Origin of the sequence: Enterobacter cloacae complex sp. SHL022 (assembly GCF_049237785.1) — a bacterium.
GTDB lineage: Bacteria > Pseudomonadota > Gammaproteobacteria > Enterobacterales > Enterobacteriaceae > Enterobacter > Enterobacter hormaechei_C.
In genome coordinates this window covers 142,656-159,441 of record NZ_JBMKJH010000005.1, presented here as the reverse complement: position 1 = coordinate 159,441, position 16,786 = coordinate 142,656, and the positions used below count along the sequence as shown (strand labels likewise).

General features: G+C 53.8%; 20 protein-coding genes. 14 read left to right on the top strand and 6 right to left on the bottom strand.

The window, feature by feature from the left end; genetic code table 11:
* Positions 1–31: 31 nt before the first annotated feature.
* The 3 genes from flgA to flgN all read left to right on the top strand — a co-directional run bounded on the left by flgA (position 32) and on the right by flgN (position 1,508).
* Entirely contained in the window at positions 32–691 is a 660-nt protein-coding gene (flgA, locus tag ACOTZD_RS12100; RefSeq protein WP_421636276.1) for a flagellar basal body P-ring formation chaperone FlgA, read from the top strand.
* Positions 692–784: 93 nt separating this feature from the next.
* Positions 785–1,078, top strand: a complete 294-nt coding sequence (gene flgM, locus ACOTZD_RS12095; RefSeq protein ID WP_003858002.1) for a flagellar biosynthesis anti-sigma factor FlgM — start codon at positions 785–787, stop codon at positions 1,076–1,078.
* 4 nt (positions 1,079–1,082) lie between these two features.
* The gene (gene flgN, locus ACOTZD_RS12090) at positions 1,083–1,508 is read left to right on the top strand and encodes a flagella biosynthesis chaperone FlgN (protein ID WP_003858003.1); all 426 of its coding nucleotides are present in this window, start codon (positions 1,083–1,085) and stop codon (positions 1,506–1,508) included.
* 59 nt (positions 1,509–1,567) lie between these two features.
* Here the strand turns inward: flgN and murJ are convergent, their stop codons facing one another.
* The 4 genes from murJ to rimJ all read right to left on the bottom strand — a co-directional run bounded on the left by murJ (position 1,568) and on the right by rimJ (position 5,403).
* On the bottom strand, positions 1,568–3,103 hold the full coding sequence (murJ, locus tag ACOTZD_RS12085) for a murein biosynthesis integral membrane protein MurJ (protein WP_023324447.1): 1,536 nt from the start codon (positions 3,101–3,103) through the stop codon (positions 1,568–1,570).
* An 84-nt stretch (positions 3,104–3,187) separates the two neighbouring features.
* Positions 3,188–4,156, bottom strand: coding sequence for a Gfo/Idh/MocA family protein (locus tag ACOTZD_RS12080; RefSeq protein WP_174402061.1), 969 nt, complete (start codon positions 4,154–4,156; stop codon positions 3,188–3,190).
* A 2-nt stretch (positions 4,157–4,158) separates the two neighbouring features.
* On the bottom strand, positions 4,159–4,809 hold the full coding sequence (locus ACOTZD_RS12075) for a YceH family protein (protein WP_003858006.1): 651 nt from the start codon (positions 4,807–4,809) through the stop codon (positions 4,159–4,161).
* 9 nt (positions 4,810–4,818) lie between these two features.
* A complete protein-coding gene (gene rimJ / locus ACOTZD_RS12070) occupies positions 4,819–5,403 on the bottom strand; it encodes a ribosomal protein S5-alanine N-acetyltransferase (protein ID WP_003858007.1) in 585 nt (194 codons plus the stop codon).
* Positions 5,404–5,639: 236 nt separating this feature from the next.
* Here rimJ and mdtH point away from each other — a divergent pair, with 236 nt between their 5' ends.
* The 9 genes from mdtH to ACOTZD_RS12025 all read left to right on the top strand — a co-directional run bounded on the left by mdtH (position 5,640) and on the right by ACOTZD_RS12025 (position 12,298).
* Complete coding sequence (gene mdtH, locus ACOTZD_RS12065) at positions 5,640–6,848, top strand: multidrug efflux MFS transporter MdtH (RefSeq protein ID WP_003858008.1); 1,209 nt, start codon at positions 5,640–5,642, stop codon at positions 6,846–6,848.
* Positions 6,849–6,946: 98 nt separating this feature from the next.
* A complete protein-coding gene (locus ACOTZD_RS12060) occupies positions 6,947–7,507 on the top strand; it encodes a lipoprotein (protein WP_023305855.1) in 561 nt (186 codons plus the stop codon).
* Positions 7,508–7,635: 128 nt separating this feature from the next.
* Positions 7,636–8,682: a dihydroorotase gene (pyrC, locus tag ACOTZD_RS12055; protein ID WP_174402062.1), complete on the top strand. Its 1,047-nt coding sequence runs from the start codon at positions 7,636–7,638 to the stop codon at positions 8,680–8,682.
* A 74-nt stretch (positions 8,683–8,756) separates the two neighbouring features.
* The gene (gene dinI, locus ACOTZD_RS12050) at positions 8,757–9,002 is read left to right on the top strand and encodes a DNA damage-inducible protein I (protein WP_003858011.1); all 246 of its coding nucleotides are present in this window, start codon (positions 8,757–8,759) and stop codon (positions 9,000–9,002) included.
* A 273-nt stretch (positions 9,003–9,275) separates the two neighbouring features.
* Positions 9,276–9,530: a biofilm formation regulator BssS gene (gene bssS, locus ACOTZD_RS12045; protein WP_003858012.1), complete on the top strand. Its 255-nt coding sequence runs from the start codon at positions 9,276–9,278 to the stop codon at positions 9,528–9,530.
* 112 nt (positions 9,531–9,642) lie between these two features.
* Entirely contained in the window at positions 9,643–10,761 is a 1,119-nt protein-coding gene (gene solA, locus ACOTZD_RS12040; protein ID WP_174402063.1) for an N-methyl-L-tryptophan oxidase, read from the top strand.
* 50 nt (positions 10,762–10,811) lie between these two features.
* Entirely contained in the window at positions 10,812–10,925 is a 114-nt protein-coding gene (locus ACOTZD_RS12035) for a YceO family protein (RefSeq protein ID WP_003858014.1), read from the top strand.
* Between the two features lie 226 nt (positions 10,926–11,151).
* Positions 11,152–11,718, top strand: coding sequence for a cytochrome b (locus ACOTZD_RS12030; protein ID WP_003858015.1), 567 nt, complete (start codon positions 11,152–11,154; stop codon positions 11,716–11,718).
* 1 nt (position 11,719) lies between these two features.
* Positions 11,720–12,298, top strand: coding sequence for a YceI family protein (locus ACOTZD_RS12025; protein ID WP_022650779.1), 579 nt, complete (start codon positions 11,720–11,722; stop codon positions 12,296–12,298).
* Between the two features lie 38 nt (positions 12,299–12,336).
* On the opposite strand, the gene ACOTZD_RS12020 is transcribed toward ACOTZD_RS12025, so the two are convergent.
* The gene (locus ACOTZD_RS12020; protein WP_003858018.1) at positions 12,337–13,386 is read right to left on the bottom strand and encodes a rhodanese-related sulfurtransferase; all 1,050 of its coding nucleotides are present in this window, start codon (positions 13,384–13,386) and stop codon (positions 12,337–12,339) included.
* A 218-nt stretch (positions 13,387–13,604) separates the two neighbouring features.
* Between ACOTZD_RS12020 and ACOTZD_RS12015 the strand changes: the two genes are divergently transcribed.
* Both ACOTZD_RS12015 and mdtG read left to right on the top strand, forming a co-directional pair.
* Positions 13,605–14,531, top strand: coding sequence for a Kdo(2)-lipid IV(A) acyltransferase (locus tag ACOTZD_RS12015; protein WP_003858019.1), 927 nt, complete (start codon positions 13,605–13,607; stop codon positions 14,529–14,531).
* 141 nt (positions 14,532–14,672) lie between these two features.
* Complete coding sequence (gene mdtG, locus ACOTZD_RS12010) at positions 14,673–15,908, top strand: multidrug efflux MFS transporter MdtG (protein ID WP_003858021.1); 1,236 nt, start codon at positions 14,673–14,675, stop codon at positions 15,906–15,908.
* A gap of 384 nt (positions 15,909–16,292) precedes the next feature.
* Here mdtG and ACOTZD_RS12005 read toward each other — a convergent pair whose 3' ends face one another.
* Positions 16,293–16,760, bottom strand: a complete 468-nt coding sequence (locus tag ACOTZD_RS12005) for a hypothetical protein (RefSeq protein WP_234903199.1) — start codon at positions 16,758–16,760, stop codon at positions 16,293–16,295.
* Between the last annotated feature and the right edge of the window lie 26 nt (positions 16,761–16,786).

Genomic DNA, 16,786 nt, shown 5'->3' with positions numbered 1-16,786 from the left:
TTGCTTAATTCTGGACATGGTGGAACGTGCGATGCGGACTTTTAAACGTGGCCTGGCGGCGACCCTACTACTTTTGAGCCCTCTGGTGCAGGCTGAGGGGTTAGAGGACCAGCTCAATGCATTCTTTGCGCAGAAGCTGGCCGGTTTCAGCGATGACGTACACGTGACCGTGCGCACCCCGCCTAACCTTTACCCTTCCTGCGAAGCCCCGTCATTTAGCGTGACCGGCAGCACAAAGTTATGGGGTAACGTGAACGTGCTGGCGCGTTGCGCCAATGAAAAACGGTATTTACAGGTTGCGGTACAGGCGACGGGCAATTATGTTGTCGCCGCCGTTCCGATTCCGCGAGGCAGCCTGCTGCAACCTGACAGCGTAACGCTGAAGCGAGGCCGTCTGGATCAGCTTCCACCGCGGACGATGCTGGACATTAACCAGGCTCAGGAGGCGGTCAGCCTGCGCGATGTCGCCCCTGGACAGGCGATACAGCTATCCATGCTGCGCCAGGCATGGCGGGTGAAAGCGGGACAACAGGTGATGGTGGTCGCCAATGGCGAAGGCTTTAGTATCAACAGCGAAGGAAAAGCGCTGAATAATGCCGCAGTGGCGCAAAATGCCCGGGTCAGAATGTCCTCAGGCCAGGTGGTCAGCGGCACGGTCGGTCCTGATGGGAATATTCTGATTAACCTGTAATCTTTTTAAAGATTTCGCGGCGACTGCCGATAAATATTCAACAAATGATGATGTCAGGCGCAAACGCCGCGAACCCTCGATGAGGACAACACTATGAGCATTGATCGTACATCAGCCCTGAAGCCGGTTAGCACTGTACAACCTCGCGAAACGAATGAGGCTGCCCCGCAAAAAACGCGTCTGGAAAAAACGTCGACGGCTAACAGCACCAGCGTCACGCTGAGCGATGCGCAGTCGAAGCTGATGCAGCCAGGCAGCAGCGATATCAACATGGAACGTGTTGAAGCGCTGAAAACGGCTATCCGTAACGGCGAACTGAAAATGGATACCAGCAAAATCGCTGATGCGCTGATTCAGGACGCACAGAGTTTCCTCCAGAGTAACTAACCGTATGAGTCGACTGTCAGAAATACTGGATCAGATGACGGTGGTCCTGAACGACCTGAAAACGGTGATGGATGCCGAACAGCACCACCTCTCTTCTGGTCAAATCAACGGCAGCGCGTTGCAACGCATAACTGAAGATAAAAGCTCGCTGCTGGCGACCCTGGATTATCTGGAAAAACAGCGACGCGCTGAGCAAGACGCGAAACGCAGCGCCAATGATGAGATCAACGAACGCTGGCAGACCATTACAGAAAAAACCCAGCATCTTCGCGATCTCAACCAGCATAACGGCTGGCTGCTGGAAGGTCAGATTATCCGTAATCAGCAGGCGCTTGAGGTGTTAAAGCCCTATAAAGAGCCGGGGCTGTACGGTGCGGATGGTCAGACGGCCACGGCACGTATCACGGGCGGGAAAAAGATTTCGATTTGACGCAGTAGCGGCACGTCATGAAGCGGGGAGCACCTTCTGGTGAACTCCCCTTTTGACGTTTATACCGTGCGGCGGGCGAATTCTTTCACCTTGAAGCCAAGCACCGCCAGCGTGGCAAAGTACGCCACCACCCCGACCGCCACCACGGCCATCAGACGCATCAGGCGGTAAGGCATGGTGCCCTGCGCCCATTCAGGCATGACATACAACATGCCAACCAGCGCAGCCGCCATCACCACTACCGCGATCGCCAGACGCAGCAGGAAGCTTGCCCAGCCCGGCTGCGGTGTGAAGATATCCTGCTTGCGCAGCTGCCAGTACAGCAGCCCGGCGTTCAGACAGGCCGCCAGACCAATCGACAATGACAGCCCCGCGTGTTTCAGCGGTCCAATAAACGCGAGGTTCATCAGCTGCGTCATAATCAGCGTCACAATGGCAATCTTAACCGGCGTTTTGATGTCCTGACGTGAATAGAAACCGGGCGCAAGCACCTTCACGACGATCAGCCCCATCAGCCCCACCGAGTAGGCTACCAGTGCACGCTGGGTCATGGCGGCATCAAAGGCGGTGAATTTTCCATACTGGAACAACGACACCGTCAGCGGTTTTGCCAGGATCCCCAGCGCCACCGCGCTTGGCAATGCCAGCAGAAAACAGAGACGCAGTCCCCAGTCCATCAGGCGGCAGTATTCATCGTGGTTGCCGCTGGCGAAACTTTTCGACAGCGACGGCAGCAGAATAGTCCCCAGCGCCACGCCCAGCACCCCTGATGGAAACTCCATCAGACGATCGGCGTAGTACATCCAGGACACCGAGCCCGACACCAGGAAAGAGGCGAAGATGGTATTGATGATCAGTGAGATCTGGCTGACGGACACGCCGAGTATCGCCGGTCCCATCTGTTTAATAACGCGCATTGCACCCGCATCTTTGAAACTAATGCGCGGCAGAACCAGCATGCCGATCTTTTTCAGGTGCGGAAGCTGGTAAGCAAGCTGTAACACCCCGCCGACGGTCACGGCCCAGGCCAGCGCCAGCACCGGTGGGTTAAAATGCGGCGCGGCGAACAGCGCAAAGCCAATCATGCTGACATTAAGGAACGTGGGGGCAAAGGCCGGCACGGAGAAGCGGTTCCAGGTATTCAGGATGGCACCCACCAGCGACGCCAGCGAAATCAGCAGAATATAGGGGAAGGTTATCCGCAGCAGTTGCGTCGTCAGGGCAAATTTATCCGCCGTGTCGGCAAAGCCCGGTGCCGTTACCATGATTACCCAGGGCGCTGCCAGCATGCCCAGGACGGTCACGATCGCCAGCGCCAGCGTCAGTAAACCGGAAACGTAAGCCACAAAGACGCGGGTGGCATCTTCGCCCTGCTTGCTTTTATATTCCGCAAGGATCGGGACAAATGCCTGTGAGAAAGCCCCTTCGGCAAAAATACGGCGCAGCAGGTTCGGCAGCTTGAACGCAACGAAAAAGGCGTCAGTCGCCATCCCTGCGCCAAAAACCCTTGCCACAATGGCATCGCGCGCAAAGCCAAGCACGCGGGAAAACATGGTCATCGAGCTGACGGCCGCCAGCGATTTTAATAAGTTCATTAACGTGAAGTTCCACAACCCTACGGATTTCCAGGACGGATAAGCGAAAGCGCCACCCGGCAAAGCCAACAAGCGGCGCTTAGTCTAACCGGATTTCAACGAATTACTATCGGCAGATGTTACAGCGAGTTTTTCCGACATGGCTTCGCGCCAGAGTCGTTCCACGATGCGCTGCGCCAGAATGGCCTGCTCCCCGGACGTTTCAGGAACCGTCTGATTCTGCACGCAGGTGATGAAGTGACGCGCGCAGCCCACAAAGCCACGCTGTTCCAGGGTGCTCTGCCAGCCGGGAACGGGTAACGCAACCACGCCATTGCCCTTCTCTTCCCGCCACTCTCGCATATCGGTGACGTCATACAGCGCGCCATCCGTAACGGCCTGCACGGACTCGCGCTGGCTGCCCGCCCGACGATGCATGCTGGTCGTCACCTGCAAATGCTCAACGGCAAAATGATGTTCGGCGTAAACCATCTCACCCTGCTCGCTGGTCAACAGCGTGCCGCTTTGCAGCTGGGCTTTTCCGTTACTCAGCCACAGGGCCGTATCCACGACGTGGAGATAATCATCCAGCAGCGTGAAGCGCAGATCGTTCGGCCCCACGCTGTCGGTACGGTGCTTATCCATACGCAGAGAGGCGAACGAGCCGGACTGCGCTTTAAGCTGCTGATAGAGGGGCGCAAAACGGCGGTTGAAGCCGACCATCAGCGTCAGCTTTTTACGCGCGGCCAGCTCAATCAGTCGCTCAGCATCCTGTACATTTTCCGCCAGGGGTTTATCCACGCAGACGTGAACGCCTGCATTCAGCAACTCGCTCACCACCTGGTAGTGCGTCGCGGTTGAGGTATGCACAAATACCGCATCACATTCACGGGCTAAATCCTGTAGCGAACCGGCATAAGGGATGCGCCAGGTTTTGCAGATGCGCTCTGCTTTCTCGCGGGTGGGCGACCACGCCCCTTGCAGCGTCCAGTCTGACGCGGCGCCTAAAACGGGCAGCCAGGCTTTTTGCGCAATCCCTCCCAGCCCCACAACACCAATGCGTAATGTTGTCACGATTAATCTCCCAGATGTGCGAGTAACGCATCCAGACGCTGCTTCAGCCCGGCAACCTCGTCTTCCAGGGCTGCCACGCGCGCGGTCAGGCTTTCGTTTGATGCTGGCGTGTCGGATACGACGGCCAGCGCAGAGGGCTCCACGTCGCCGCTAAACAGGTGCATGTAGCGGCTTTCACGCTTGCCCGGTTCGCGGGGCAGACGCACCACGTAGGGACCGTCCTCGCGTGAGGCTAATCCCTCCAGCGTCTGTTCAACGTCCTGCATATCCTGAAACTCATGCATGCGGGAAGCGCGTGTGCGCAGTTCCCCCGGCGTCTGCGCCCCGCGCAGCAGCAACGTGGTGATAACGGCCACTTCCGCAGCGCTGAGTTTTAAATCGCCAAATTCAGAATTACAAAAGCGCTGTTCATATTTAGTGACGCGGTTACCGAAGCCGCTGACGGTGCGCAGGTAGTGGCGCTTCACCAGCTCATCAAGGATATCCTGCACCTCGTGCTCGCCAAGGTTCATCACCGGCTCACGGTTCGTCTTCTGGTTGCAGGCCATCGTGACGGCATTCACGGACAGAGGATACTGTTCCGGCGTGGTGACCTGCTTTTCCAGAAGGCAGCCGATCACGCGCGCTTCGGCGCCATTTAACTGATATTTCATCTTTTCTCCTTAACGACCCGCGGTCCACTCCTGTGTGGTGAGCGCGGTGAGCACATGGTCCCGCCACTCGCCGTCAATCAGCAGATAATCTTTGGCATAGCCTTCTTTCTCAAACCCCAGGCGGGCCAGCAGATCGCCGCTGCGCTTATTGTGCGGCATGTAGTTAGCCATAATGCGATGGATATGTTGCGTGCGCTGCATGTAGCGAATCGCCGCCGTCAGCGCCTCAAACATGAGCCCCTGTCCCTGCCATTTCTGGCCGATGGAATACCCGAGATAGCAGGCGTGAAACGACCCGCGTACCACGTTTGAAAAATTGGCAATGCCAACGATCTCTTTCTCTTCCGGATCGAGAAGCGCGAAATAAAACGCACTTCCCTGTTTATGAAATTCCGCAATCATACTGAGGCGCGCCTGCCAGCCAGAGGGGTAGCAGTGGCTCTCGTCCCGAACGGGTTCCCAGGGTTTTAAAAACTGGCGATTCTCGGCGTAATAATCCGCCAGACGCCAGGCATCACGCTCATGCACCAGACGAACGACCAGCCTGTCCGTCGTCAGACGCACTTTTGGCACATTACTGCGATAGCCAAACATCGTTACCACTCCTTCCCGTCGCTTCTGCTCTGCCTGTTAGCTTTACTATACCTGTGCCTGCGCCTTCTGTGAAAACAGTGACATACCATTTTGATCGCTTTTCACATTTTTCGATGAGAACTCTCTATCAAAGCACCTTTTTGATAAAAAAATATTGTCGCCAGCGGGTATGGGAAAAAGAGCGGCGACACCGCAGAATGTTAGCGTGCTCACCTTTTATTTTCCCTGGAGGGAAAATGTCCCGCGTATCACAGGCCAGGAGCCTGGGTAAATATTTCCTGCTCGTCGATAACATGCTGGTTGTGCTCGGCTTTTTTGTCGTTTTTCCGCTTATATCAATTCGTTTTGTCGATCAAATGGGCTGGGCGGCATTGATGGTCGGGATCGCGCTGGGTCTACGCCAGTTTGTACAACAGGGTCTGGGCGTGTTTGGCGGCGCAATAGCTGACCGCTTCGGTGCAAAACCGATGATCGTCACCGGCATGCTGTTACGTGCGGCGGGATTCGCCACCATGGCAATCGCTCATGAACCCTGGCTGCTGTGGTTCTCCTGTTTCCTTTCCGGGATTGGCGGCACCCTTTTCGACCCACCGCGTACCGCGCTGGTGGTTAAGCTTATCCGTCCGCAACATCGGGGGCGCTTCTTCTCGATTTTGATGATGCAGGACAGCGCAGGCGCGGTGGTGGGCGCCCTGCTGGGAAGCTGGCTGCTGCAATACGATTTCCGCCTGGTTTGCGCCACCGGTGCGGTGTTGTTTATTCTCTGCGCGCTGTTTAACGGTCTGTTTCTGCCCGCATGGAAGCTGTCGACGGTGAAAGCGCCTGTGCGGGAAGGGCTTGACCGTGTGCTAAGCGATAAACGCTTCGTCACCTATGTGTTAACCCTGACCGGCTACTACATGCTCGCCGTGCAGGTCATGCTGATGCTGCCCATTATGGTTAACGATATTGCCGGCACGCCGGCAGCGGTGAAATGGATGTATGCCATTGAGGCCTGCCTCTCACTGACTCTGCTCTATCCAATTGCCCGCTGGAGCGAGCGCCGTTTCCGGCTTGAGCACCGTCTGATGGCCGGGCTGTTGCTGATGACGCTGAGCATGATGCCCATCGGTCTGGTAAGTTCGCTTCAGCAACTGTTTATGCTGATCTGCACCTTCTATATTGGCTCAATCATTGCCGAGCCAGCCCGTGAAACGCTGAGCGCGTCACTTGCCGACGCCCGGGCCCGGGGCAGCTACATGGGCTTCAGCCGTCTCGGGCTGGCGCTTGGCGGCGCGCTGGGTTACACCGGTGGCGGCTGGCTGTTTGATGCCGGAAAAGCGCTCCATCAGCCGGAGCTGCCGTGGGTCATGCTCGGCATGGTCGGCTTTATGACGCTGATTGCCCTCTGGTGGCAGTTCAGTGATAAACGCAGCACCCGCGGGATGCTGGAGCCTGGCGCCTGACCTCTTACATTATCAGTTTTTTCTGCTGGTTTCTGTAGGATCACCCTGACATACTGGCGTATCAGGACAGATGCGCCGATTTTATGTTGAGGAACGCCATGAAAAAGATCGTTATTGCCGCTGCGTTAATTGTCAGTGGTCTGCTGGTGGGATGTAACCAGCTTACGCAGTACACCGTCAGTGAGCAGGAAATTAATCAGGCGCTGGAAAAACATAATAACTTTTCAAAAGATATCGGCGTGCCCGGCCTTGCGGATGCGCATATCGTCCTGACGAATCTCGCCAGCCAGATTGGTCGCGAGGAGCCTAACAAAGTCACCCTTTCCGGCGATGCCAGCCTCGATATGACCTCGCTCTTCGGCAATCAGAAAGCGGATATCAAGCTGAAGCTCAAGGCGCTGCCGGTCTTTAATAAAGAGAAAGGGGCAATTTTCCTGCAAGAGATGGAAATCGTCGATGCGGTTGTAACGCCGGATAAAATGAAACCGGTGCTGCAAACGCTGATGCCGTATCTCAACCAGTCGTTGCAGAACTACTTTAACCAACAACCTGCCTATGTTCTGAGCGAAGACAAAAGCAAAGGTGAATCTCTGGCGAAAAAATATGCCAAAGGGATAGAGGTGAAACCGGGTGAAATCATCATCCCTTTCACCGACTAAATACTCCGGGCGCTCAGGCGCCCGTTTTTTTTAACGGAATAGTGTGCAAACGAAAACGTTTCCGCTTATGATTTGTGTCCGGCAAAAACAGCCATCTTATGACTGATCTCTTTCAAGCCGGAGCTTCCATGACTGTACAATCCCAGGTTCTCAAAATCCGCCGCCCAGACGACTGGCATATCCATCTTCGTGATGGCGACATGCTGAAAACCGTCGTGCCGTATACCAGCGAAATTTATGGCCGTGCGATTGTTATGCCTAACCTGGTTCCGCCAGTCACTACCGTCGAGGCCGCGATTGCCTATCGCCAGCGTATCCTTGACGCCGTTCCGGCCGGGCACGATTTTACCCCGTTGATGACCTGCTACCTGACGGACTCGCTGGATCCCAATGAGGTTGAGCGCGGGTTTAACGAAGGTGTGTTCACCGCCGCGAAGCTCTACCCGGCGAATGCCACCACCAACTCCAGCCATGGTGTGACCAGTATCGACGCCATCATGCCCGTTCTGGAGCGTATGCAAAAACTGGGCATGCCGCTGCTGGTGCACGGGGAAGTGACCCACGCTGACATTGATATTTTCGATCGCGAAGCACGTTTTATCGAAACGGTCATGGAGCCGCTGCGCCAGCGTCTTCCGGGGCTGAAAGTGGTGTTTGAACACATTACGACTAAAGATGCCGCAGAGTATGTCCGGGATGGAAACGAGCTGATTGCCGCCACCATCACCCCGCAGCACCTGATGTTTAACCGTAACCACATGCTGGTGGGCGGCGTTCGCCCACATCTGTATTGTCTGCCGATCCTCAAGCGCAACATCCACCAGCAGGCGCTACGTGAGCTGGTCGCTAGCGGCTTCCCGCGCGCGTTCCTCGGCACGGATTCCGCCCCGCATGCCCGTCACCGTAAAGAGGCGAGTTGCGGCTGTGCAGGCTGCTTTAACGCCCCGACCGCCCTGGCAAGTTACGCAACCGTGTTTGAAGAGATGAATGCGTTAGACCATTTCGAAGCCTTCTGCTCCCTTAACGGCCCGCGTTTCTACGGTCTGCCGATCAATGACACGTTCATTGAGCTGGAGCGCAAAGAAAGCCAGGTTGAAGCGTCGATTGCGTTCACCGACGATACGCTGATCCCCTTCCTGGCCGGTGAAACCGTAAACTGGACGGTAAAACGCTAAAAAAGTGTCGCCCCCTGTTGTCAAACCGACAATATAACTGTATAAATAAACAGTATATTACACAGGGGGCATTTATGCGTATTGAAGTCACCATTGCCAAATCCACCGTCCTGCCTGCTGGCGCACTCGACGCTCTGGCGGGTGAACTATCCCGACGTATTAACAGCACTTTTCCTGAAAACGATGGCGCCGTAACGGTACGTTATGCGACAGCAAACCATCTTTCCGTCATCGGCGGTGCGAAAGAAGACAAAGAACGCATCAGCGAAATTTTGCAGGAAACATGGGAAAGCGCCGACGACTGGTTCATCACTGATTAAAATTTGCTCCCTCATTGTGTTTTTTGCCGGGTCGCCCCGGCTTTTTTTCGTTTCGTCTCCTGAAAGTTCAAAATATTTCAGCATCTTCTTAGAAAATCGTGAACAAGATGGCGTTTTATTGTTCGAACAATCCTAAAAAGCAGAAAAATGTGTTGCTACCCGTTTATTTTTTCCTGCTGAACCCTTATTAATTGATATACTGAAATTGCTTTCAGAAAAACATGCATTGAACCTCAAAGTCGTTGTCTTCTAACACGCATTAAGGGGGTTATAATGGAAAAGAATAGTGAAGTGATCCAGACCCATCCGCTTGTTGGCTGGGATATCAGCACCGTAGACAGCTACGATGCGCTGATGCTGCGTTTGCACTACCAGACCCCAAATCAGCTAAACCGTGATGAAGCGGAAGTTGGACAGACGCTGTGGCTTACAACAGACGTCGCCCGTCAGTTTATCTCTATTTTGGAAGCAGGCATCGCAAAAATAGAATCTGGCGACTACCAGGAAAATGAGTATAAACGGCATTAATCTTATGCCTCTTCACTCAACAGGCACCCTCGCGGTGCCTTATTTATTTCGTTCTTGTATAAGCCTACATAGTTAATTACTCTGCTAACAAAGCGTTAGTAAAGAGAAGCCTATGAAATACGATTTGATCATTATCGGAAGCGGCTCCGTAGGATCTGCCGCCGGTTATTACGCCACGCAGGCGGGTCTGAATGTGCTGATGATTGACGCCCATCGTCCCCCCCACTCTGAAGGAAGCCATCACGGCGATACCCGTCTGATACGTCACGCTTATGGCGAAGGTGAGCGCTATGTACCGCTGGTGCTTCGGGCTCAGACGCTGTGGGATGAGCTGGCCGCCCTCACCGAAGAACGCATTTTTGAGCGCACCGGGGTCGTTAACCTGGGGCCAGCCAGCTCCACGTTTCTGGCGACCGTCGAGGAGAGCGCGAAAGCCTACCGCCTGGACGTCGAGCGTCTGGATGCGAACGGCATCATGGCGCGCTGGCCGGAAATTTCTGTCCCTGAAGACTACATTGGGTTGTTTGAAGCCAACTCTGGCGTACTGCACAGCGAAACGGCCATTAAGACCTGGATTGATCTCGCCGCCAAAGCGGGCTGCGCACAGTTGTTCAACTGTCCGGTCACGTGCATCACCCACCATGCAGAGGGTTCAACCGTCACCACCTCTGAAGGTGAATATACCGCCACGCGTCTGCTGGTGAGTGCGGGAACGTGGGTGACGAAACTGCTGCCGGACCTGCCCATCCAGCCGGTGCGAAAAGTCTTCTCCTGGTTCCAGTCTGACGGGCGTTACAGCAGCCAGAACAAATTCCCGGCGTTTACAGGCGAGTTACCCAATGGCGACCAGTTCTACGGTTTCCCCTCGGAAAAAGACGCGCTCAAGATTGGCAAACATAACGGCGGGCAGGTAATTTCCTCTGCGGAAGAACGCAAACCGTACGGCGCTTATCCGCAGGATGGTTCCGAAGCCTTTACGTTCCTGCGTAATATCCTGCCGGGTGTAGGCGGGTTGCTTTACGGCGCAGCGTGCACCTACGACAACACCCCGGATGAAGACTTTATCATCGACACCCTGCCGGGGCACGACAACACCCTGCTCGTAACCGGGCTCAGCGGTCACGGGTTTAAATTTGCCTCTGTGTTAGGTGAAATCGCCGCCCAGTTTGCTCAGGGGATAGCGCCTTCGTTTGATCTCAAGCCCTTCGCGCTCTCGCGCTTTGATCGATAATACCTCTTCAGGCTCCGAGTAACCGGGGCCTGTTTAGCGAGAGGGGCATGATGCGCAGACTGGTGAATTACCTTATCAATAACATCCGCGAGCATTTCATGCTCTACATTGTTCTTTGGTCGCTACTGGCGATCATTGACGTTATCTATATTGTATTCTTCTGAACATTCTCGCTGACGTTTATTGACACTCCTTTAAATTTATTTAACTTATATTTTTTAAAAAACGTCGCCTCAAATTTATTGAACGAAGCGATTGAAATACATTGCGCAAACACATTCAAATTCGCTGAAATAAATTAAATAAAATACATTATTCATTTTTTTCAGTTGCATTATTTATTTAACCCGTCCATTTTTATTGCTCAGTCATTTGAGAACGGAAATTCATATGCAATGGCGTAACTCCTCCCGTCGCTACGGAATAATATCCATGTGTTTACACTGGCTATTTGCAATTGCCGTCTATGCCATGTTTGGTCTCGGCCTCTGGATGGTGACATTAAGCTATTATGACGGTTGGTATCATCAGGCCCCCGAATTGCACAAAAGCATTGGGGTTCTGCTGATGATGGGTCTGGTTTTTCGCGTGATCTGGCGACATATCTCTCCGCCCCCTCCTGCGCCCAAAAGCCATGGCCGACTTACCCGCATAAGCGCTGTTGGCGCGCATATCGCACTCTATGCCCTGCTGTTCGCCATTTTGATCAGCGGCTATCTCATTTCGACCGCAGACGGCAAACCGATCAGCGTATTTGGGCTTTTTGATGTCCCAGCCACGCTGGCTGACGCCGGTTCACAGGCTGACACCGCAGGTGTGGTTCATTTGTGGCTGGCATGGAGCGTAGTGATCTTGTCTGTCCTGCATGGCCTTGCGGCCCTGAAACACCACTTTATTGATAAAGACGATACGCTGAAGCGCATGCTTGGCCGTTCGTCAGTTGACTCTGGAGCATAAAATGAAAAAACGCCTGTTGGGTATCGCATTAGGTTCGCTGTTATTTACTACCGGTTCGGCCCTGGCCGCCGACTATAAAATTGATAAAGAGGGCCAGCATGCCTTCGTCAATTTCCGTATTCAGCATCTGGGTTACAGCTGGTTATATGGCACGTTCAATGATTTCGATGGCACATTTACTTTCGACGAGAAAAACCCTGCTGCCGATAAAGTGAACGTCACCATTAATACCAACAGCGTCGACACTAATCACGCCGAGCGTGATAAACATCTGCGCAGCGCTGAATTCCTGAACGTGGGCAAATTCCCGCAAGCTACTTTCGCGTCGACAGAGGTGAAGAAAGATGGTGATAAACTCGCTATTACCGGTAATCTCACGCTGAACGGCGTAACAAAACCGGTCACATTGGATGCCAAATTAATTGGACAGGGTGACGATCCATGGGGCGGTAAACGTGCTGGCTTTGAAGCCGCAGGCAAAATTCATCTGAAAGATTTTAATATCACCACGGATTTAGGTCCGGCATCGCAGGATGTAGAGCTGATTATTTCGGTGGAAGGCGTTCAGCAGAAGTCATAAAACAGGCCCGGCAGGCTTGTGAGCCGCCGGGCAGTGTTTTACTCCGGGTCCGGAATACCCAGTTTGGTATTCAGTCGGCCCCGGGATTTATTAAAGATCTTATTCCCGTTCTCGCGTCCGGCACGGCGACGACGTTGCTCTTCTTCAGGCAACATACTCTCTTCACTGCACAGCTCGCTACAGCAGCCATTAAACTTCTCGGCACATGCAGGGCACTGAATAAACAGCAGATGACACCCGTCGTTTTTGCAGTTGGTATGCGTATCGCACGGTGTTCCGCACTGGTGGCAGTGCGCGATCACGTCCTCTGAAATTCGCTCGCCCATACGCTCATCAAACACAAAGTTCTTACCGATAAAACGCACCGGTAAACCCTGCTCACGGGCGCGGCGGGCATACTCGATAATCCCACCCTCAATGTGCCAGACTTTATTAAACCCGTTGTGCTTCATCCAGGCGCTGGCTTTTTCACAGCGGATCCCCCCGGTACAGTACATCACGATCTTTTTGTCTTTATGCTCCTGCATCATCTCAACCGCTTTCGGCAGTTGCTCGCGGAAGGTGTCGGCAGGAATTTCCATCGCATTTTCGAAGTGCCCCACTTCATATTCGTAGTGGTTACGCATATCGATGAACACCGCATCCGGATCGTCGAGCATCGCGTTCACTTCAGCGGCCTTCAGGTATTCCCCCACATTAGCAGCATTGAAGCTCGGATCGTCAATGCCATCCGCCACAATACGCTCGCGCACCTTCATGCGCAGCACCCAGAATGATTTACCGTCATCATCCAGCGCAATATTCAGGCGTAAGCCGTTAAGCGCCGGATCAAACCCGTAAAGGAGATCGCGGAAGGCGCTGACCTTGCTTTCCGGCACGCTGATCTGCGCGTTAATCCCCTCACGCGCCAGATAGACGCGACCAAACACGTTCAGGGCGGTGAAAGCCTGGTAAAGCGCATCGCGGGTCGCCTGTGGATCGTCGATGGTGAAATACTTATAGAAAGAGATCGTTGTGCGCGGTTCGGTTTCGGCCAACATACGCGCTTTCAACATCTCATTCGAAACGCGGTTGTGTAACACTGGCATGGTGTACAAGTCCTGCAATCGTTGAGAAATAAAAATCGGTCGGCATGATATAGCAAACAAAGACAATTTACATCCACACAATTTACGCTACATTTCAGTCAATCTGATTAATCAGACTTAACATTTGCATATTCTTTCATGTTTCGATGACAGACATTTTGGCTATGCCTTAAAAAATGAGACAATAGCCTTTCAGGACGTTAGAACACAGGACAGACATGACCCAGTTACCGAAATTTACTGCCGCGCTTTTGCATCCCCGCTATTGGTTAACATGGTCAGGCATTGGCTTGTTGTGGCTAATTGTACAGCTGCCTTATCCCGTCATTTTCCGCATGGGTAAAGGGCTGGGTCGCATTGCTCAGCAGTTTATGAAGCGTCGCGCCAGGATCGCGTATCGCAACCTTGAGCTTTGCTTTCCTCAGATGAGTGAATCTGAGCGCCACGACATGGTGGTTAAAAACTTCGAATCTGTCGGCATGGGGCTGATGGAGACCGGTATGGCCTGGTTCTGGTCGGATAAGCGCATGGCGCGCTGGACGGAAGTGGCCGGGACCGGCATGGAGCCAGTGCATACTCTTCAGGCCAACCAGACTGGCGTCCTGCTGATTGGCGTTCATTTTCTGACGCTCGAAATTGGCGCACGCATGTTCGGCATGCAGGCGCCCGGTATTGGCGTTTATCGTCCTAACGATAATCCGGTGATCGATTTGATCCAGACCAACGGACGTATGCGCTCCAATAAAAGCATGATCGACCGAAAAGACCTGAAAGGGATGATCCGCGCCCTGAAATCAGGTGAAGTGGTCTGGTACGCCCCGGATCATGACTATGGCCCGCAATCCAGCGTGTTTGTTCCGTTCTTTGCGGTGGAAGATGCAGCGACGACCACCGGGACCTGGATGCTGGCGCGAATGTCCAAAGCGGCTATCGTGCCGTTTGTACCGCGCCGTAAACCAGACGGTTCAGGCTATCAGCTCATCATGCTGGAGCCGGAGCTCGCGCCACCGCTGATTGATGCGGAAACCACCGCCCGCTGGATGAACGGCGTTGTCGAGAAATGCATTATGCTCGCCCCGGAGCAGTACATGTGGCTGCATCGCCGCTTTAAAACCCGGCCTCAGGGCGTCCCTTCACGTTATTAATCTGCATGCGGCCATCCGGGCCGCATGATGTTTTAGCTTTAAAAGCTCCCCGTCATTGCGGCAATCATACCCCGGGCGCATAATTAGCAGGCTTATTACCTCACTGGTCACGGTGCCCTGCACCTCATTATGCGGATAGTTATGTCCCCCACAGATGCTCCCATAAACTGGAAACGTAACCTGACGGTTGCGTGGCTGGGTTGTTTTCTTACTGGCGCCGCCTTTAGCCTGGTGATGCCTTTCCTGCCCCTCTACGTTGAACAGCTCGGCGTCACCGGACATAGCGCCCTGAATATGTGGTCCGGCCTGGTGTTCAGCATTACGTTCCTGTTCTCCGCCATTGCGTCGCCTTTCTGGGGTGGGCTGGCGGATCGCAAAGGCCGCAAAATTATGCTGCTGCGCTCCGCGCTCGGCATGGCGATCATTATGCTGCTGATGGGGATGGCGCAGAACGTCTGGCAGTTCCTGATATTACGCGCACTCCTGGGTCTGCTCGGGGGATTTATCCCTAACGCCAACGCCCTGATCGCCACCCAAATCCCGCGCCAGAAAAGCGGCTGGGCGTTGGGCACGCTCTCTACTGGCGGCGTAAGTGGCGCACTGCTGGGCCCGCTGGCGGGCGGGCTGCTGGCCGACCACTACGGACTGCGGCCGGTATTCTTCATTACCGCCAGCGTGCTGTTCCTCTGCTTCCTGGTGACGCTTATCTGTATCCGGGAGAATTTCACGCCGGTAGCCAAAAAAGAGATGCTGCACGCCCGGGATGTGCTGGCCTCGCTGAAAAACCCAAAGCTGGTGCTGAGTCTGTTTGTGACCACCATGATTATCCAGGTGGCCACCGGTTCAATCGCGCCTATTCTGACGCTCTATGTCCGCGATCTGGCGGGAAACGTCAGCAATATCGCCTTTATCAGCGGCCTGATCGCCTCTGTTCCCGGCGTGGCGGCGCTACTGAGCGCGCCGCGGCTCGGCAAGCTGGGAGACCGTATCGGCCCGGAAAAGATCCTGATCTGCGCCCTGATCGTCTCCGTCCTGCTGCTGATCCCCATGGCGATGGTGCAGTCTCCCTGGCAGCTCGGCGTCCTGCGCTTCCTGCTGGGGGCTGCCGATGGCGCACTGCTCCCGGCCGTGCAGACGCTGCTGGTCTATAATTCCACCAACCAGATAGCCGGTCGTATTTTCAGCTATAACCAGTCGTTTCGCGATCTGGGTAACGTCACCGGGCCGCTGGTCGGTGCGGGGATTTCAGCCAGTTTCGGTTTCCGGGCGGTCTTTATCGTGACGGCAGGCGTCGTGCTGTTCAACGCCGTTTATTCGTGGCTCAGCTTATCCCGGGCGCTACGCCCGGGGCGAATAAGACAACATCGTGACGGCTAATTTTCGCATTCATACTTGCAAAATCACATAATCAGCTATTCTTTCCCTGAATACCTTCACGAAAAACAGGGAGACACCAATGACCATGTACGCCACGCTGGAAGCAGCGTAAAGCAAAATACATCATAAATTTGTACCGTCATAATCAACCAAGACGCTCTCACATATCACCTTTGTACCGTTCCATTCATCACGGTAGATACTCGTATCAATGCCTACGCCTGGATGTAAGTTTAAGCCCGTGTCCTTCACAAATTTCTGATACTTCTGTGTCTGCACTGTGGCGTCATAGTACGTATGGCCTGAGTACTTAAACCCTGCGGAACCTTGCGGTACGATCCATGCCCCAAAAGATGAGAAAGTACTCGCATGTTCAATCACCTTCTATTCAAACTCTGAGCCTGTATAACGGCCTGTATACGTTTCTGATGTATTGATCTTACCGAAAGGTGGATTGCCATAGGCAACATCGTAGTAACGGTCTGGTGAGTACTGAAGAGCATCACCAATGTTCCATTCTGCCTCTGGTAGTACCCTCTTCCCGATCATTACGTACTCTGGATTGAGTTCAACGCATGTAATATGCGTAGGTCTATTCCTTAAGTACTGGTAGTAGCTGAGACGACCGATACCAGCACATAGTTCGATACACTGACCAGTAGAGCCAGCATCAAGTATGAAATCCCATGCGAGCATTTCAGGGGTAAAGAAAGCACCAGTAGCACCAATGACATCCCCCTTATAATTGGTGAATATGAATTCCTTATCATCTTGTGTTAAATGCTTATCAGAATGGATGAGATCCATTACCTGAATGTGTAATGCTGATTCCTTTTTTGTAATTCTTCCCATAAAATGCCCTTGTACAGTTGTTGTAC

What these genes read in the sequence shown, in the direction of transcription:
- dinI (WP_003858011.1), top strand. Translation starts at nt 8,757, where the DNA reads ATGCGTATTGAAGTCACCATTGCCAAATCCACCGTCCTGCCTGCTGGC.
- mdtG (WP_003858021.1), top strand. Translation starts at nt 14,673, where the DNA reads ATGTCCCCCACAGATGCTCCCATAAACTGGAAACGTAACCTGACGGTT.
- ACOTZD_RS12030 (WP_003858015.1), top strand. Translation starts at nt 11,152, where the DNA reads ATGCAATGGCGTAACTCCTCCCGTCGCTACGGAATAATATCCATGTGT.
- ACOTZD_RS12015 (WP_003858019.1), top strand. Translation starts at nt 13,605, where the DNA reads ATGACCCAGTTACCGAAATTTACTGCCGCGCTTTTGCATCCCCGCTAT.
- ACOTZD_RS12075 (WP_003858006.1), bottom strand. Translation starts at nt 4,809, where the DNA reads ATGAAATATCAGTTAAATGGCGCCGAAGCGCGCGTGATCGGCTGCCTT.
- ACOTZD_RS12020 (WP_003858018.1), bottom strand. Translation starts at nt 13,386, where the DNA reads ATGCCAGTGTTACACAACCGCGTTTCGAATGAGATGTTGAAAGCGCGT.
- mdtH (WP_003858008.1), top strand. Translation starts at nt 5,640, where the DNA reads ATGTCCCGCGTATCACAGGCCAGGAGCCTGGGTAAATATTTCCTGCTC.
- murJ (WP_023324447.1), bottom strand. Translation starts at nt 3,103, where the DNA reads ATGAACTTATTAAAATCGCTGGCGGCCGTCAGCTCGATGACCATGTTT.
- ACOTZD_RS12035 (WP_003858014.1), top strand. Translation starts at nt 10,812, where the DNA reads ATGCGCAGACTGGTGAATTACCTTATCAATAACATCCGCGAGCATTTC.
- flgM (WP_003858002.1), top strand. Translation starts at nt 785, where the DNA reads ATGAGCATTGATCGTACATCAGCCCTGAAGCCGGTTAGCACTGTACAA.
- ACOTZD_RS12025 (WP_022650779.1), top strand. Translation starts at nt 11,720, where the DNA reads ATGAAAAAACGCCTGTTGGGTATCGCATTAGGTTCGCTGTTATTTACT.
- flgA (WP_421636276.1), top strand. Translation starts at nt 32, where the DNA reads ATGCGGACTTTTAAACGTGGCCTGGCGGCGACCCTACTACTTTTGAGC.
- flgN (WP_003858003.1), top strand. Translation starts at nt 1,083, where the DNA reads ATGAGTCGACTGTCAGAAATACTGGATCAGATGACGGTGGTCCTGAAC.
- bssS (WP_003858012.1), top strand. Translation starts at nt 9,276, where the DNA reads ATGGAAAAGAATAGTGAAGTGATCCAGACCCATCCGCTTGTTGGCTGG.
- pyrC (WP_174402062.1), top strand. Translation starts at nt 7,636, where the DNA reads ATGACTGTACAATCCCAGGTTCTCAAAATCCGCCGCCCAGACGACTGG.
- solA (WP_174402063.1), top strand. Translation starts at nt 9,643, where the DNA reads ATGAAATACGATTTGATCATTATCGGAAGCGGCTCCGTAGGATCTGCC.
- rimJ (WP_003858007.1), bottom strand. Translation starts at nt 5,403, where the DNA reads ATGTTTGGCTATCGCAGTAATGTGCCAAAAGTGCGTCTGACGACGGAC.
- ACOTZD_RS12060 (WP_023305855.1), top strand. Translation starts at nt 6,947, where the DNA reads ATGAAAAAGATCGTTATTGCCGCTGCGTTAATTGTCAGTGGTCTGCTG.
- ACOTZD_RS12005 (WP_234903199.1), bottom strand. Translation starts at nt 16,760, where the DNA reads ATGGGAAGAATTACAAAAAAGGAATCAGCATTACACATTCAGGTAATG.